This window comes from Bacillus sp. MT(2024) (assembly GCF_036362845.1).
GTDB lineage: Bacteria > Bacillota > Bacilli > Bacillales > Bacillaceae > Bacillus > Bacillus velezensis.
On sequence record NZ_CP143632.1, the window covers coordinates 2,046,835 to 2,062,048 of the forward strand.

The 15,214-nt window shown below is 44.4% G+C and carries 18 protein-coding genes and 1 other RNA gene; 7 read left to right on the forward strand and 12 right to left on the reverse strand.

The features are described from left to right. Positions 1 to 59 precede the first annotated feature (59 nt). On the forward strand, positions 60 to 1,037 hold the full coding sequence (locus tag VP472_RS09785) for a S66 family peptidase (RefSeq protein WP_146277002.1): 978 nt from the start codon (positions 60 to 62) through the stop codon (positions 1,035 to 1,037). A gap of 31 nt (positions 1,038 to 1,068) precedes the next feature. On the opposite strand, the gene VP472_RS09790 is transcribed toward VP472_RS09785, so the two are convergent. The 7 genes from VP472_RS09790 to gerPC all read right to left on the reverse strand — a co-directional run bounded on the left by VP472_RS09790 (position 1,069) and on the right by gerPC (position 6,744). Then, positions 1,069 to 1,461, reverse strand: coding sequence for a hypothetical protein (locus tag VP472_RS09790; protein WP_146277476.1), 393 nt, complete (start codon positions 1,459 to 1,461; stop codon positions 1,069 to 1,071). Between the two features lie 162 nt (positions 1,462 to 1,623). Continuing rightward, the gene (locus tag VP472_RS09795; RefSeq protein WP_003153795.1) at positions 1,624 to 2,496 is read right to left on the reverse strand and encodes a 3D domain-containing protein; all 873 of its coding nucleotides are present in this window, start codon (positions 2,494 to 2,496) and stop codon (positions 1,624 to 1,626) included. A gap of 235 nt (positions 2,497 to 2,731) precedes the next feature. After that, on the reverse strand, positions 2,732 to 4,510 hold the full coding sequence (gene recQ, locus VP472_RS09800; RefSeq protein ID WP_146277004.1) for a DNA helicase RecQ: 1,779 nt from the start codon (positions 4,508 to 4,510) through the stop codon (positions 2,732 to 2,734). 107 nt (positions 4,511 to 4,617) lie between these two features. Further along, a non-coding RNA gene (gene ssrS / locus VP472_RS09805) (6S RNA) lies at positions 4,618 to 4,803 on the reverse strand. Between the two features lie 214 nt (positions 4,804 to 5,017). Continuing rightward, positions 5,018 to 5,644: an FMN-dependent NADH-azoreductase gene (locus tag VP472_RS09810; RefSeq protein WP_003153791.1), complete on the reverse strand. Its 627-nt coding sequence runs from the start codon at positions 5,642 to 5,644 to the stop codon at positions 5,018 to 5,020. Between the two features lie 144 nt (positions 5,645 to 5,788). Next, on the reverse strand, positions 5,789 to 6,280 hold the full coding sequence (locus VP472_RS09815; RefSeq protein ID WP_003153790.1) for a TraR/DksA family transcriptional regulator: 492 nt from the start codon (positions 6,278 to 6,280) through the stop codon (positions 5,789 to 5,791). Positions 6,281 to 6,363: 83 nt separating this feature from the next. Next, entirely contained in the window at positions 6,364 to 6,744 is a 381-nt protein-coding gene (gerPC, locus tag VP472_RS09820) for a spore germination protein GerPC (RefSeq protein WP_146277006.1), read from the reverse strand. A gap of 92 nt (positions 6,745 to 6,836) precedes the next feature. On the opposite strand from gerPC, the gene VP472_RS09825 reads away from it, so the two are divergent. After that, a complete protein-coding gene (locus tag VP472_RS09825) occupies positions 6,837 to 7,070 on the forward strand; it encodes a hypothetical protein (RefSeq protein WP_060562870.1) in 234 nt (77 codons plus the stop codon). Here the strand turns inward: VP472_RS09825 and VP472_RS09830 are convergent. Continuing rightward, positions 7,057 to 7,539, reverse strand: a complete 483-nt coding sequence (locus VP472_RS09830) for an Hsp20/alpha crystallin family protein (protein WP_003153787.1) — start codon at positions 7,537 to 7,539, stop codon at positions 7,057 to 7,059. The genes VP472_RS09825 and VP472_RS09830 overlap by 14 nt on opposite strands. A gap of 70 nt (positions 7,540 to 7,609) precedes the next feature. On the opposite strand from VP472_RS09830, the gene VP472_RS09835 reads away from it, so the two are divergent. Together VP472_RS09835 and VP472_RS09840 are read left to right on the forward strand one after the other, a co-directional pair. Next, positions 7,610 to 7,882 (forward strand): hypothetical protein, encoded by a 273-nt coding sequence (locus VP472_RS09835; RefSeq protein WP_003153786.1) that lies wholly within the window; start codon positions 7,610 to 7,612, stop codon positions 7,880 to 7,882. Further along, positions 7,879 to 8,112, forward strand: coding sequence for a hypothetical protein (locus VP472_RS09840; RefSeq protein WP_003153785.1), 234 nt, complete (start codon positions 7,879 to 7,881; stop codon positions 8,110 to 8,112). Before VP472_RS09835 ends, VP472_RS09840 begins: the two co-directional genes overlap by 4 nt. A 44-nt stretch (positions 8,113 to 8,156) precedes the next feature. Here the strand turns inward: VP472_RS09840 and VP472_RS09845 are convergent, their stop codons facing one another. From VP472_RS09845 to VP472_RS09855, 3 genes are all read right to left on the reverse strand, one after another. Continuing rightward, a complete protein-coding gene (locus VP472_RS09845; protein ID WP_003153783.1) occupies positions 8,157 to 8,501 on the reverse strand; it encodes a PH domain-containing protein in 345 nt (114 codons plus the stop codon). A gap of 293 nt (positions 8,502 to 8,794) precedes the next feature. Beyond that, positions 8,795 to 8,935 (reverse strand): DUF4025 domain-containing protein, encoded by a 141-nt coding sequence (locus VP472_RS09850; protein ID WP_003153781.1) that lies wholly within the window; start codon positions 8,933 to 8,935, stop codon positions 8,795 to 8,797. A gap of 65 nt (positions 8,936 to 9,000) precedes the next feature. Continuing rightward, complete coding sequence (locus VP472_RS09855; protein ID WP_003153779.1) at positions 9,001 to 9,204, reverse strand: DUF6501 family protein; 204 nt, start codon at positions 9,202 to 9,204, stop codon at positions 9,001 to 9,003. A gap of 183 nt (positions 9,205 to 9,387) precedes the next feature. Here VP472_RS09855 and VP472_RS09860 point away from each other — a divergent pair, with 183 nt between their 5' ends. The 3 genes from VP472_RS09860 (at position 9,388) to VP472_RS09870 (ending at position 13,696) form a co-directional block, all read left to right on the forward strand. Further along, positions 9,388 to 10,875, forward strand: a complete 1,488-nt coding sequence (locus tag VP472_RS09860) for an aldehyde dehydrogenase family protein (RefSeq protein ID WP_003153776.1) — start codon at positions 9,388 to 9,390, stop codon at positions 10,873 to 10,875. 95 nt (positions 10,876 to 10,970) lie between these two features. Next, entirely contained in the window at positions 10,971 to 12,854 is a 1,884-nt protein-coding gene (locus VP472_RS09865; RefSeq protein ID WP_146277008.1) for a terpene cyclase/mutase family protein, read from the forward strand. Further along, the gene (locus VP472_RS09870) at positions 12,851 to 13,696 is read left to right on the forward strand and encodes a superoxide dismutase (protein ID WP_146277010.1); all 846 of its coding nucleotides are present in this window, start codon (positions 12,851 to 12,853) and stop codon (positions 13,694 to 13,696) included. The genes VP472_RS09865 and VP472_RS09870 overlap by 4 nt, the downstream gene beginning before the upstream one ends. Positions 13,697 to 13,735: 39 nt before the next feature. Here the strand turns inward: VP472_RS09870 and VP472_RS09875 are convergent, their stop codons facing one another. After that, positions 13,736 to 15,073 carry a sodium-dependent transporter gene (locus VP472_RS09875; RefSeq protein WP_146277012.1) on the reverse strand — a complete coding sequence of 446 codons (1,338 nt, stop codon included), beginning with the start codon at positions 15,071 to 15,073 and terminating at the stop codon, positions 13,736 to 13,738. Between the last annotated feature and the right edge of the window lie 141 nt (positions 15,074 to 15,214).

Sequence of the window (15,214 nt, forward strand, 5' to 3'; positions counted from 1 at the left end):
TGATAGATAAACCCTCGTTAATATGGTGTAATAGATTAAACCATTTAAGGAGGGTTTTTTTGTATCCGGAAAAATTGAAAAAAGGCGACGGCATTCGTATTGTGTCTCCGGCCACAAGCATGTCCGCTATGTCAGATGAAAATATAAATGCCGCGAAGACAAAATTGGAGGAGCTGGGCTTTTGTGTCTCTTTTTCAGAGAATGCAAAAGAAATAAATGAATTTCATTCATCATCGATTGAATCGCGTGTACGGGATCTGCACGAAGCTTTCGCTGATCCTGACATCAAAGCGATTTTGACGACACTCGGCGGATTCCAATCAAATCAGCTGCTCCGCTATCTTGATTATGAAAACATCAAGCGGCATCCGAAAATCCTTTGCGGCTATTCAGATATTACCGCCCTCGGCCATGCCATATATCAAAAAACCAGCCTTATTACATATTCCGGTCCCCATTTTTCTTCATTTGCCATGAAAAAAGGGCTGGACTATACGATTGACTCTTTCTTGGCCTGCTGTGCTTCTGACAACCCGTATGAGGTAAAACCTTCATCCGAGTGGAGTGATGATAAATGGTATTTGAACCAGGAGGACAGACGTTTTTATCGGAATCCGGGACCGCTCGTTATTCAATCCGGATATGCGGAAGGAACACTGATCGGAGGAAATCTATGCACGCTGAATCTTCTGCAGGGCACGGAATACTTTCCGGAGATGGAACAAGTGATTCTGTTTATAGAAGATGATTATATGTCGGACATTCATATGTTTGACCGGGATTTGCAGTCACTCATCCATCTTCCCGCTTTTTCAGCCGTGAAGGGAATTGTCATCGGACGTTTCCAGCATGCTTCAAATGTGTCTGAGGAGGCTCTGCGTGCCGTCATCCGTACAAAAGAAGAACTGTCATCCATGCCTGTTATCGCAAATGCTGATTTCGGCCATACCTCCCCTTTGATGACATTCCCGATCGGAGGAACATGCAGGATAGAAGCCGGCTCAGAAGGCGGACGGATATGGATCGATCGACATTAATACATAAAGACGGGAAAACCGCCCCGTCTTTTTATTTTGACGCCTTATGCCGCGGCGTGCGCGGAGCGATCATAATTCGTCCGCCAGCCGCTGCCGTCACCCATACGGAAGCTCCTTCATAAAAACGGCTGATCTCTTCATTATATACGGCGTGTGTCAGTTCACGTTTATCATGCGTTCCGTCTTGGTTTTTTACGTTTAAAATAAGTACAAGCTCGTGCCTTCCATTCTTCATCACGCCAGTACGTCTCACCTTTTCAATAACGGCTGGCCTTCCTCTCCCTCTGTCAAGCGCCTGAAACAGCCTGACAGCAGGCATAGACAGTCCGATAACGAGCACAATGACGAAAGCGGTGCATATACCTGCTTGAAACACCGGTGATTCTGTGAAGGCATTCCATAAACATATAAATTCCGGCTCCATCAGATTCATACATCCCTTCAGATTCCGTTTTCACATCCATTCCTTATTATATTAGAGAAACGCTTTTTCTTTTTCCGCATATAACGATTATATACAGTCAAAAAAGGGAAGAAAAAAAGAACACAAAGCATTTCGCCTTGTGTTCTTCATCTCTATATGAAACTAGTCTAATACTTTAACATTTACTGTTCTGACGCCCCAGTTGTTAGCGTCACTTTTCTTTGCAACAAATACGTCAATTTTATTTCCTTTAATTGCGCCGCCTGTATCTGCTGCTGTTGCCACTCCGTAACCTTCAACATAAACCTTAGAGCCAAGCGGAATGACACTAGGGTCTACCGCGATGACTTTTGCATCAGGGTTTTTGTTTAAGTCAACACCGGTTGCCGTTACACCGGAAATGCCGCCGTCGTTAGCAGAGTAAGCAGTTGCAGTCATTGTCAGCTGCTTTTTAGGCTCTTGTTGGTTTGTATTTGATTGAACAGGCTGCTGTTTTGCTTCGACAGCCTTCGCTTCTTGTTTAGGTTGTTGTTGTTCTTGAACAGGTTCTTGTTTAGGCTGCTCGTTTTTGACAGCTTCTTGTTTCGGCTGTTCTGTCTCAGCAGCTGGTTTTTGTTCAGTTTGCGGCTGGCTGGCTTCTTGAGCCGGCTGTGCAGCCTGAGCCTGACCTTTCACATTTAACGTTGTGCCTGCGTAAATTATATCTGATTGCAAGTTATTCAAGCTTTTCAGATTGCCGACTGATGTTCCGAATTTCTGAGCAATTTTCCAGAGGCTGTCGCCCTGCTTCACTGTGTACTGCCCAGATGTGGTTGTTTCTACTGAAGAAATAGTCAGTTTCTCTCCTTCAATAATTAAATCAGAAGATAACTGATTCCATTCTTTTAAGTCCTTTAGGTTCACTCCGTTTTTTTGCGAGATCCCCCAGAGCGTGTCACCCTTTTGCACCGTGATTTCTTTAGCAGAAGCGTGAGCTCCAAATGCAGTTGTTGAAATTGCTGCAACTGCGACAAAGGACATAATCGTCTTCTTCATAAGTAAATCCTCCCTTGTTAGCTTTTTATTGGCGGCTAACAGGTGATATCGTAACATATGAAAATGTCAGTTCAATAACAAAACGATTTGAATTAGATTACAGTTCCTTTACATGAAACATTTCTCTCGCTTGGTAAGTCTTGCTGAAACCTTGATACAGCAAGGGTTTTCAAGCTTCTGATTTTTCCGGCGCCAATGAAAAACACAATGTGCAAATTTCTAAAAAAACTTTTTTTCACTCTGTTTCTCTTACATAATTTCGGATTTCTTCTAAAAAAACCGCTCCGTATTTCAATCTTTTTTGTTCCCCGACCCCTTTTACGGAAAGAAGATCCTGATCTGTTTTCGGAAGTTTCGCCGACATTTCTTTTAACGTCTGATCTGAGAACACGACAAATGGAGGCACACCCTGTTCAGCTGCAATCTCTTTGCGGAGACGCCGGAGAAGCTCAAATAATTCGTCATTTTCGGTAACTGCGGCGGCCTGTAAGGCTTCTTTTCTCGCGACTGCGCTTTTTCCAAGCAGAACGTCCCTGCCTTTTTGGGTGACCATAAGCGTCGGAAATGTGCCGTCCGCCATTCTGATATATTCATCTGAAATAAGGAATTCGATAAAATCACTGATTTCCGCTGCGGATTGATGCTTCATAATGCCGTAAGTGGACAGACTGCTGAAGCCGTTTTCCAGCACTTTTTTATTTTTAGACCCGCTAAGCACCTGCGCCACCATCGTTTTTCCGAAGCGCTCATTCATTCTGATGATGCATGACAATACCATCTGCGCTTCTTTTGTGACGTCATGGGCGGTCCTTGTATCAGTGCAATTGCCGCATGCTTCGCAAGCTTCCGCCTCATTCTCGCCGAAATACTTCAGAATAAACCGCTGCAGGCAATCTTCCGTATGACAGTAATCCACCATCTGTCTCAGTTTTTTGAGATCCTGCTTTTGTTTTTCTTCTCCGGCGGCCGATTGGTCTATTAAAAAACGCTGCACCATAATATCCTGCGGCGAAAACAAGAGCACACACTCGCTGTTAAGGCCGTCGCGCCCGGCCCGTCCGGCTTCCTGGTAATAGCTCTCCATATCTTTCGGGATCTGCGCGTGTAAAACAAACCTGATGTTGCTCTTATCGATTCCCATTCCGAAAGCGGACGTAGCTACCATCACTTGTATCTGATCGTTAAGAAAACGCTCCTGCTGGTCTTTTCTGTCATCATCCGCCAATCCGCCGTGATAACGGCCGGCATTGATGCCGCTGCGTTTTAATTTCTCATATAAACGGTCGGTTTCTTTTCTTGTCGCTGTATATATAATGCCGGCTTCGTGTTTATTTTTTTCGAGGTACCGCTCGATAAACCGGTCTTTGTTTTCGCCCTTTACTACTTTAAACGTTAAATTCTCTCTGGCAAAACCGGTATATACAGTTTGTTCTTTCTTAATATGAAGCTGCTTGCAGATGTCATCATGAACCTCAGGCGTAGCCGTCGCCGTTAATGCGATGATGACGGGCGGTTCTTTTAATTCATTAAAAAGGATTTCGATATTCCGGTAACTCGGCCTGAAATCATGTCCCCATTGCGATATACAGTGAGCTTCGTCAATGGCGACAAGAGGAACCGTAATATTCTGCAGGATATGAATGAATTCTGAAGAAGTCAAACGCTCCGGTGTGATGTAAAAGAGCCGGTAAACCCCTTGTTTCAAACCGGTCAGGCGCTCATGAATGTCACGGCTTGTCTGGGTGCTGTTAATATAAGCTGCCGCGATACCCGCTTCTTCAAGCGCGTCGACTTGATCTTTCATTAAGGAAATAAGAGGGGAAATAACGATTGTGGTTCCTTCAAACAGCAGTGCGGGAATCTGATAGCAGATTGATTTTCCGCCCCCCGTCGGCATAATGCAGACCGTGTTTTTTCTCTCCTCTGCAACTGATTGTATCGCCTGCTTTTGGCCCGCGCGAAGACTGTCGTAGCCAAAATAATGCGCCAGAAGGGATTGGGCTTTATCCAGCATATGTTGTAAAACCTCACTTTGTCTTTGATTCTTTCATTTTATCATACTGATAAAGTACGCTGCTCAAGGGCAATTCAAAATAAAAAGCCATCTCCGCAAGGGAAATGGCTTTCGCTACGTATGCCGTACGCAAGTAAGAAAGTTTTAAACCACCACTCCTCAAAGTGGGTGTTTGCAGAAGCGTTCCTGTCGTCCTCTGCAACGGAGGCATGACATTCCGGCTTCGATATAAAACTCCCTATTACAGCTTAAAGGTTAAAACTTAATTAACAATACGAACAATGTAGCTTCTCTTATATCCTACACCATCAGTCGTATTTTGGCAAGAGGGTTAATTCTTTTACAGAAAACCTTTTTTCTTTGTAAAAAATGCTTTATTCTACATAAAAATTGTTTTTTCGACAAAATATCAATATATCAATATAAGATCAGATCGAAAGCTTCCGCCAGTTTCTTCTATAATAGAAAAAACTCTCACACCCTGTAGGGGCGCAAGAGTTATGGCAATTAGAATTTTGCAGCCAGATCTTTCGCTTCTTGCAGTCCTTTTTCAATGATCGCTTGAGCGTTATCCGGTGCAGCATTATGGCCTTCAACGACAACAGTGTGAAGATCTTGGACACCCCAGAAACCGAGAACGGTTTTCATGAAGTTTAATGACATTTCAAGAGATGCCATCGGTCCTTCAGAATATACGCCGCCGCGTGCGTTTAAGAGCGCTACTTTTTTATCTCCCATCAGACCTTTAGGGCCTTCAGGCGTGTATGTGAAAGTAACCCCTGCGCGAGACAGGTAATCAACATAAGTATGAAGCACAGCAGGCACTGTGAAGTTCCAAAGCGGGAATGCAAACACGACTTTGTCAGCTTTGACGAATTGATTTAAGTAAATGTCAGCAGTTGACGCTTGTTTTTTCTCTTCGTCTGTCATTTCAATTCCTTTTGAAGCTTTGAATGTTCCGTTAATCATATCTCTTCCGAGGTAAGGAAGGTTTTCTTTATGAAGATCAAGTTCGATCACTTCATCATTCGGATTGTTTTCTTTATAAGCAGCCAGAAACGCTTCGTATAATTTTACGGACACGCCTTCTTCAGCCGTACGGTCACTTGATTTTACAAATAATACTTGAGACATTCTAAATTCCTCCCGGTAATCTTTTAATATTTACTTACAAATAGTATGTTACTTTCTTTTTTATATAAAGTCAATGATTTTATTTCGATTCTGAGATTTTTTATGGAATAAAAAAACAGGTACATATGAATGTACCTGCTGCTATTATTGTGAATCCTGCTCGCGATCCAGGATTTCGTAAGTTTGTGAGCTTTTTTGATCAACGGTTTCTTTATTTGAGAGGTCTTTCACCTGCTCGTGAAATTCCCTTTCATATGACGGAGCGTCTGTTTTCACATCCCCTTCTGTTTCTCGCTGCGCTTCGACGGTCATTCTGGCGTACGGAACGGCTTCAAGTCTTTCATAAGGAATTTCTTTTCCCGTTTTCTCACAAATCCCGTATGTTCCTTTATCCATTCGTTCAAGCGCGGCGTTCACCTCATCTAAAAGATTCTGATCGACACCGTCCAGCGTCTGATTCGTGACCCTGTCCAAATAAATGCTTCCGTGATCCGCTAAGTGATTATCTACTCCGTTCGACAATTCTCCTGTGTCTTCGCTCATTGAATGATTTTCTTTTGATTCTCCCTGAAGACTTTCCTTTAAATCGATTAATTTATGATAAAGGCTGTCCTGCTGTTCTTTTGATAATGACATATTCATCATCTCCTTTTTCGTCTGTATTCTTCGCTGCATCTGTTAATACATACCCTCGAAAAAGGAGGATGAAACAATGGGGGTCAATGCTTTCTCCCCCTGATGGTGACATTGGGTGTCTGCTGCTTTGTCTGTCTTTTTTCTTTCGCAGCATCATTTTGCGGGTTGTCCCGACTTTCTTCAGCGCAGGCTTGTTTGAGCCTGTGCGCCGGTGTATGGTAAGTGGCGCCGATATTCAGCATACCGCTCAGCTCTTCTATACTCAGCTGTTCAAAATCAATATTGTATTCAACCTTGTCCACTTTGACGTGCTCAATATGGACATATGTTTTTTCCCCTTCAACCGTTTGCGGCTCAAAATGACACTTATCCTGAAGGTCATCAAGCTGTTGTTCCACTTTCTTAAGCCGGTCTAATTCTTCTTCACACACTTTTTTGAAAATCTCTTTCATTATTTTTTTCAAAGAAAATCACTTCTTTCCCCGTCACTCTTGGAAAGTTCTATGCGTCCCGCATTGCGAATATATAAACATGATATACAAAAAGGAGGCGAATCATGATGTTTTTTCCATCCGTTATCAACTTTGAGTATATAAAAATGAACGGAATCAGCGGCGGAGCGGCTTTTAACACCGGCTCTTCCGTTATGGTGAGAAACACAGCAGCCAATAAAAGAAATGAAGGGTACGGTGAACAAAACGGTGATTGCACCGTTGCCGTCATCCCTATCATGAGTATCGATGATTCAGATCTGATAGATGGCACAGCGAACAAGATCAGCCTTCGATAATGATCTGGCTTGCATCCCCCAGATGTTTAGCAATCGATATATATAAAATCCCGTCTTTGAATACCGCCTGCATTCCCTTCGTACCTTGAGCGGAATGCGGAAGATCGAGTTTTTTTTCAAAATCGCCGTATTTTCCGGTCTTCTGTTTAAAATCCTGTTCATTGAAAAAGGATTTTCTCGTGCCTTTTACGACAATATATTCTCCGTAGGACAACAGCTGAACATCTTGTTTCCGGTAGCCGGGCAGATACAGCAAAAATTGGAGCTCATCATGGGTTTCCACAATATCTATAAGAGGAAAAGCATCCTCATTTCTTCTCATTTGCCCATCTCCCTGTTGAAAGGGAAAATGAGAATGGCCGTTTTGAAATGATTTCAGTTGTTCATCATCAAAAACGTTTTTCCAAAAGTCGCCGCCGGACATGTTTTGCGCCATTTCCATCCATTGCTTCATCTTATCGAAATCCATTTTTATCGCCCCCTGTCTAAGCATACGGTCATAACAGCCGGCATACACCTGTATTAAAGGAGGTTTGCCTGTGGTTCAACCAACTCCATATATCAATATTAATATTTTCATGTTGAAAATTAATTCCTTTGAAAATGCTTCAGCGGTGAATGTCGGACAAAATTTACTGGCGGAATGGCAGAATTCTGATAAAAAGAATCAGGGATACGGACAGAACTTCGGAGATGCAAGCGGCTTCATCGGCACGAACGGCAAAGTGGATGACCGGGATCAAATTGATTCTCCATCAACCTTTGAGTCTGCATGCGATAAGATCCCTGCCGGAAAAGGAGGCCCATTATGATGTTTTCGCCGGTTTTGGTAAATGTAGGAGGCTTTAAAGTAAATGCGGTCGACCGCGGTTCTTCCATTACGATCGGGCCGTATCAGCAGATCGATTATTTTTTATCCAATAAGATCAACTACGGATTCGGTGAAGAAAATGGTGATTTGGCGCCGATTTATATCCCCATCAGTTCTATCGCTGATCCGGATCTCATTGATTCGAACTCCGGAAAAACAAGCATTATATAATAAAAAGGCCATCCGCATGCATTCGGATGGCTTTTATGTGATATTTAACTGCATAAGTATTTTGTTAAGATGGCTTGAACCTCAGTCAAGTCCGTTTCTTTTGCAAATTCCAATTCGAAAGTTTTTCCCCGTGTCATTAATACAAGCCCGGTATCGGGATCAAACATCCCCGCTTCTTGAATGGCGAAGCTTTCAATTGTTTTATATGGAAGAAATACGCGCACTTTCTTTTTGGAGAACATTTTATTATCAAAGAAAATCACTCGTTTATTCGTAAAGCATATTTGGTCAACCCGCAGTTTATAAATCGTTTCGATCCGTTCTCCCTCAACGAGCAAAGCCTCCAGCTTTTTTGTGTCGGTTGATCTGCTGACAGAAAAAATTCCCAATGAAGAACCCCACTTTCTGCTTCTATACTATTGTTTTATTACAATCATAAAAAAATAAGTTCTTTATCCCTATATAAGAATACGACATAGACGGCATTTAAACCATTACGAACAGATTACATTTTTAGAACGTTCATCAAAAAAGCCCTTCGCGAAAGGTGCCGCTGTTATGAAGTAATACGGTTCAACGGAAGAAAAGGTTTCAAGAAAACAGTATTTTTTTCGAAAAGTCAGTTTTTTATTTTCCCCATAAAAAACCGCGGCTTCTCCAATGCCGCGGTTTCAACAAAACATCAACGATCCGTATCTTCAATTGTTCCTTCTTTATAGGTATCTGATATTTGTTCCATCGTCGTGTCGGTGCCTTCTTCAGGTTGCACTTGCTGAAGCTGATCTGATGTTTTATTTTGTTTGTCTTGCTCTGTTTTTTTCATTTTGCAGCCACCCTTTATATGTAGTCTTTTTTAGTATGGCTCAGGCAAAATGGATTCATTCAGCTTTAAACTTCTTCAAAATACTCTTTGTAGAAGCCTCCGACTTTGTTTGTATTGTCTGCAACAAAAATGAATTCTTCTGTTTCATTTTTGACTTCATACTCTTTACCCGGCGTCAACACATTTTTGACAATGTATTTTTTCGCATCTGTATGTACGCATTTGACCTTTTTGACGCTTTCTTTTGTCTGCCAATTATTATGAATCATTTATAAAACTCCTTTTCTTTATCGATAAGCTTATTGTAGCCGTTTTTTCTTGTGAATTGCAATAACGGTTATCGATTGATTTTACCGGGGGTGTTATTATAGAATGACTGTATGCGCTTACTTTGCGCGGACATCAAGATGCTCAAAACAGACCATAAAAAAATTTCGGGAGGTTTGTTACGAATGAGTTCTTTAACGATGCAGATCACAAAAAGGCTGGAAACATTTTTACAGGGTACGAAGAAACTTTATATTGACGGAAAATTTGTTCCGAGCGCTTCAGGATCAACATTTGTCACACCGAATCCGGCAACCGGAGAAACGCTGATGACGCTTTACGAGGCACAGACAGAAGACATTGACAGTGCAGTGAAAGCGGCACGCAAAGCCTTTGATCACGGCGAATGGCGCACTATGCCGGCCGCTTCCAGAAGCAGGCTGATGTATAAGCTTGCCGATTTAATGGAAGAGCACAAAACGGAACTCGCGCAGCTTGAAACACTTGATAACGGAAAACCGATTAATGAAACAACAAATGGGGATATCCCGCTCGCAATTGAGCATATGCGTTATTATGCCGGGTGGTCTACAAAGATAACCGGACAAACAATTCCGGTCGCCGGCTCATATTTTAATTACACCCGCCATGAGCCTGTCGGCGTCGTGGGGCAGATCATCCCTTGGAACTTCCCGCTCCTTATGGCGATGTGGAAAATGGGCGCCGCCCTTGCCACAGGCTGCACAATCGTTTTAAAACCGGCGGAGCAGACACCGCTGACCGCCCTCTATTTAGCGGAATTAATAGATCAGGCGGGCTTCCCTGACGGCGTCATCAATATTGTCCCAGGGTTCGGCGAGACGGCCGGGGAAGCGCTGACCAACCATGACGATGTCGATAAACTCGCTTTTACCGGTTCTACAGAAATCGGCAAAAAAATCATGGAAAAAGCCGCAAAAAAAATTAAACGCGTGACACTGGAGCTTGGCGGAAAGTCACCTAACATCATTTTGCCTGACGCCAATTTGAAGAAAGCCATTCCCGGCGCTTTAAACGGGGTCATGTTTAATCAGGGGCAGGTATGCTGCGCGGGCTCCCGTGTCTTCATTCACAAAGACAAATATGATGAGGTCGTCAGCGAAATGGTTTCATATGCGAAATCGCTTCAGCAAGGCGCCGGCCTTCACCAAGATACACAAATCGGACCGCTCGTCAGCCAGGAACAGCATGAGCGCGTGCTTTCATATATTGAAAAAGGAAAAGCGGAAGGAGCCAAAGCTGTCGCGGGCGGCAGCTGCCCGTTTGAAGAAGGGTATTTTGTCTCCCCGACTGTATTTGCGGATGTGGATGACAGCATGACCATCGCAAAAGAAGAAATTTTCGGCCCGGTCTTAGCCGCCATTCCGTATGATACGGTTGATGAAGTCATTGAGCGGGCGAACCGCTCGGAATACGGCCTTGCAGCCGGACTTTGGACTGAAAATGTGAAAAACGCCCATTACATTGCTGACCGTCTCCAAGCCGGCACCGTTTGGGTCAACTGCTACAATGTTTTCGATGCGGCATCTCCTTTCGGCGGCTATAAGCAATCCGGCCTCGGGCGGGAAATGGGCTCTTACGCGCTGAATAATTATACAGAAGTGAAAAGCGTCTGGATCAACCTGGAAGATTGATCCAACAAGAAACTGCTGCCTGTCAGCAGTTTCTTTCTTTTGTCATGCCGTCTTTTACATATGAATATATATGCTTCTGAAGGAGTTGAGCGAGTGTGAGCACAATTCATGAAAACGTCAGAAGCCGCCAAAAGAAAACCATCTCCCTATTAAGAGAAACGCAAAATGCGGACGGCTCATGGTCATTTTGTTTTGAAGGACCGATTTTGACAAACGCCTTTCTGATCCTCCTTCTCACTTCTCTTGGAGACAATGATAAAGAACTGATCGCTGATCTTGCAGAAGGCATTCGCGCTAAACAGCGCCCGGACGGAACTTTTGCCAACTATCCTGATGACCGGAAAGGAAATGTGACCGCTACTGTACAGGGCTATGCCGGATTGCTGGCTTCCGGTTTATATAGCCGTTCTGAGGCGCATATGATTCAGGCCGAACGCTTTATCATCTCAAATGGCGGCTTGCGCAACGTACACTTCATGACAAAGTGGATGCTTGCGGCAAACGGCCTATATCCATGGCCCGCGCTGCATCTGCCATTATCTTTCTTAGTCATTCCCCCATCCTTCCCGCTGCATTTTTACCAGTTTAGTACATACGCTCGTATTCATTTTGTACCGATGGCCGTGACGCTTAACAAAAGATTTTCGCTGAAAAATCCCAACGTTCCGTCTCTCGCGCATTTAGATCGGCACATGACTAAAAATCCGTTTACATGGCTTCGTTCCGATCAGGATGAGAACAGAGATCTCTCTTCTCTTTTCGCGCACTGGAAGCGGCTTTTGCAGATTCCTGCCGCTTTTCACCAGCTCGGTCTGCGTACGGCCAAAACGTATATGCTTGACCGGATTGAAGAAGACGGCACATTATACAGCTATGCGAGTGCCACTATTTTTATGGTGTACGGCCTGCTCGCTCTCGGTGTATCGCGCCACTCCCCCGTTATCAGAAAAGCGCTTGCCGGCACGAAAGCTTTGCTCACGTCTTGCGGCGATATACCGTACCTGGAAAACTCAACGTCGACCGTTTGGGATACGGCGCTTCTCAGCTATGCGCTTATGAAAAGCGGCATCTCAGATAACGATCAAATGATAACCGGCGCCGCCCGGTTTCTGCGTGAACGGCAGCAGACGAAAGTCGCTGATTGGGCCGTTCACAACCCGCATGCTGAACCGGGAGGATGGGGTTTTTCAAACATTAATACAAATAATCCTGATTGTGATGACACAGCCGCAGTGCTCAAAGCTATTCCGCGAAAACGTTATCCCGCCTCATGGGAACGCGGACTGAGCTGGCTTTTGTCCATGCAAAACAGTGACGGCGGCTTCTCTGCTTTTGAGAAAAATGTCAATCATCCGCTGGTCCGCCTGCTGCCGCTGGAATCGGCTGAGGAAGCTGCCATCGATCCTTCAACAAGCGACTTAACCGGACGGGTGCTGCACTGTTTAGGAGAAGCGGGGCTTTCTCCTGATCACCCTCAGATTGAAAAGGCCGTCCAATGGCTGATCCGCCATCAAGAAGAGGACGGATCGTGGTACGGCAGATGGGGTGTCTGCTATATTTACGGCACATGGGCAGCGCTGACAGGGATGAAGGCTTGCGGCATGAGCCAAAACCACCCGGCCGTGAAAAAAGCGATCCGCTGGCTGAAGTCCATTCAAAACGAGGACGGAAGCTGGGGAGAATCCTGTAAAAGCGCAGAAGTCAAAACCTATGTTCCGCTTTCTTACGGGACGCTTGTACAGACGGCTTGGGCGGCCGAAGCTTTGCTGCAATACGAAAAACCTCATCATCAAGCCGTCACAAAAGGCATATCTTTTCTTATTGAAAACCGGCATTACGAAGGAGACGCTTTCAGCTATCCGACCGGAATCGGCCTGCCGAAACAGTTTTACATCAGGTATCACAGCTACCCGTATGTGTTTTCTTTGCTTGCGCTCAGCACTTTTATGAAAGTGAGTGAAAAGGAGGAAGAAAAATGAAACGGCACGCTTATCAAACCGAAATGCTGAATTGGTGTGAAACCTTGAAGGAACAAGTCATACAGCAAGGTCGGTTCGATCGCTTCGCGGCACAAATCGACCGGATTTTTCACACCCTTCAGGATGATGGATTAACGGAGGCGGAATGGTACGAACAGGCATCAGCACTTTACCGGGACATTACCGAACCGGATGAGCCGGATGAGCGCAGAGCCTATGTGCCGATCGGCAAGCATGTCCTCCCTAAACTGCCATACAGTTATTCCGCACTGGAACCATATATTTCAAGAGAGATTATGAAACTCCACCATACAAAACACCATCAGATCTATGTTGACGGTCTGAATAAAGCAGAACTGGAGCTCAAAAAAGCGAGACAAACGAAACAGTACGACTTAGTGGCGCATTGGGACCGGCAATTGGCGTTTCACGGTGCCGGCCATTATTTGCACAGTATTTTCTGGTTTTCCATGAATCCAAACGGAAAAAGACGGCCGACGGGTGCGCTCTTTCAAATGATTGATGTGTCATTCGGAAGCTATTCTGCTTTTAAAGAGCAATTTTCTCAAGCGGCGAAAAAAGTCGAAGGAGTCGGCTGGGCTATCCTAGTCTGGGCGCCGCGCGCCGGGCGGCTGGAGATTTTGGCCGCTGAGAAGCATCAGCTCTACAGCCAGTGGGACGTCATTCCTTTGCTTCCGCTGGATGTGTGGGAACACGCTTATTATTTACAATATAAAAACGACCGTGCGGCTTACGTGGATCAATGGTGGAATGTCGTTGATTGGCGGGAGGCGGAGAAACGGTTCGAACAAGCGCACCGCGTGATATGGCCGCTTTATTAAAAAAGCCCCCGTCTTGAACGGGGGCCTGCTTCTTTTGGTCTAAAAAATACCAAGCACGTGCAGAAAAACGATAATAATGGCTACAGGAGCCACATAACGGATTAATAGGAGCCAGACTGCAAACCATTTTCGTTTTATACCGGAACCGCTTTTCAGTTCGTCAAACAGCGCCTGTTTCGGAATTTTCAGCGGTACGAAAACGGCAATTAAAAGCGCGCCCAACGGCATTAAGACATTGCTGACCAGAAAATCAGCAGCGTCAAAAATACTGCGGTGAAAAATAGAAACATCACTCAAAATTCCGTACGACAGCGCCGAAGGGACCCCGACAATAAATATAGCAAGTCCCCCGATCCATGCATACCGCTTCCGTTTTGCCGAATCGCCTTTTGACAAAACAGCAACTAAAATTTCAAGCATTGAAAAAGCCGATGTCAGCGTCGCAAATAAAAACAGCAGCAAAAAGGCGAGTAAAAACACGATGCCCAACGGCATTTGGTTAAAGACTGTCGGCAGCACGTTAAATAAAAGCTGCGGACCTTGATCCGGCTTGAGGCCGAATGCAAATACCGCCGGAAAAATCGCCACTCCTGCCATCACGGCAACAAGGACATTTAATACCGTCACCGATACGGCGGATTGAACAATATTTTCTTCTTTTTCTAAATATGCGCTGTATGTAACCATTACGGACACTCCGACGCTTAACGAGAAAAATGATTGACCCATCGCATATAAAATGGTATTGGCATCCATCGCGCCAAAATCAGGCATGAAGAAGAATTTTAATCCTTTCGCTGCATCATGCAGCGTAACGGAACGGATCATTAAAAGAATAAACAGAATAAACAGAGCCGGCATCAGCACCTGGCTTACCTTTTCGATGCCGCTGCTCACCCCTTTTGCCACAACTAAAATCGTCAGCACGATAAACAGCAGCTGACCGAAAACCGCTGCATAAGGGTTGGAAATGGTATCGATAAATAACGTATCAAATCCCGAAGAAAGCGATAAACCGCCTGTAAAGCCTTTTATAATGTAGATTAATATCCATCCCCCCACTACGCTGTAGAAGGATAATAGAATAAAACACGTAATGATTCCGAGATATCCGATCCAGTGCCACTTTTTCCCCGGCGCCAGCGCCTTATAGGATTCAACGGCGTTTTTTTGTGTTTTTCTGCCGATAATAAATTCAGCAAGCAAAAGCGGCAGTCCGATTAAAACAGTAAATAAAATAAAAACAAGCAGAAAAGCGCCGCCTCCGCTGGTTCCCGCTACGTAAGGGAACTTCCATATTGCGCCGAGCCCGATTGCAGAGCCGGCCGTAGCTAAAATAAATCCCAGCTTAGATGACCATTGATTAGCTTCTTTCACTTCAGCACTCCCAATTCATTTCAGTATAAAAATCAATTGTAAGAATATATGTCTGAATAGTCAAGAAGATATTAGTTTACATAATAATTTTATCGAAAACTTATATTTAATATTGAATTATTCAGAATATTATTTATAATG

Coding starts and splice junctions, on each gene's coding strand:
- VP472_RS09790 (WP_146277476.1), bottom strand. CDS start 1,461: ATGGAGCCGGAATTTATATGTTTATGGAATGCCTTCACAGAATCACCG.
- VP472_RS09795 (WP_003153795.1), bottom strand. CDS start 2,496: ATGAAGAAGACGATTATGTCCTTTGTCGCAGTTGCAGCAATTTCAACA.
- recQ (WP_146277004.1), bottom strand. CDS start 4,510: ATGCTGGATAAAGCCCAATCCCTTCTGGCGCATTATTTTGGCTACGAC.
- VP472_RS09810 (WP_003153791.1), bottom strand. CDS start 5,644: ATGTCTCAAGTATTATTTGTAAAATCAAGTGACCGTACGGCTGAAGAA.
- VP472_RS09815 (WP_003153790.1), bottom strand. CDS start 6,280: ATGTCATTATCAAAAGAACAGCAGGACAGCCTTTATCATAAATTAATC.
- VP472_RS09825 (WP_060562870.1), top strand. CDS start 6,837: ATGATGTTTTTTCCATCCGTTATCAACTTTGAGTATATAAAAATGAAC.
- VP472_RS09830 (WP_003153787.1), bottom strand. CDS start 7,539: ATGGATTTCGATAAGATGAAGCAATGGATGGAAATGGCGCAAAACATG.
- VP472_RS09840 (WP_003153785.1), top strand. CDS start 7,879: ATGATGTTTTCGCCGGTTTTGGTAAATGTAGGAGGCTTTAAAGTAAAT.
- VP472_RS09850 (WP_003153781.1), bottom strand. CDS start 8,935: ATGAAAAAAACAGAGCAAGACAAACAAAATAAAACATCAGATCAGCTT.
- VP472_RS09855 (WP_003153779.1), bottom strand. CDS start 9,204: ATGATTCATAATAATTGGCAGACAAAAGAAAGCGTCAAAAAGGTCAAA.
- VP472_RS09860 (WP_003153776.1), top strand. CDS start 9,388: ATGAGTTCTTTAACGATGCAGATCACAAAAAGGCTGGAAACATTTTTA.
- VP472_RS09870 (WP_146277010.1), top strand. CDS start 12,851: ATGAAACGGCACGCTTATCAAACCGAAATGCTGAATTGGTGTGAAACC.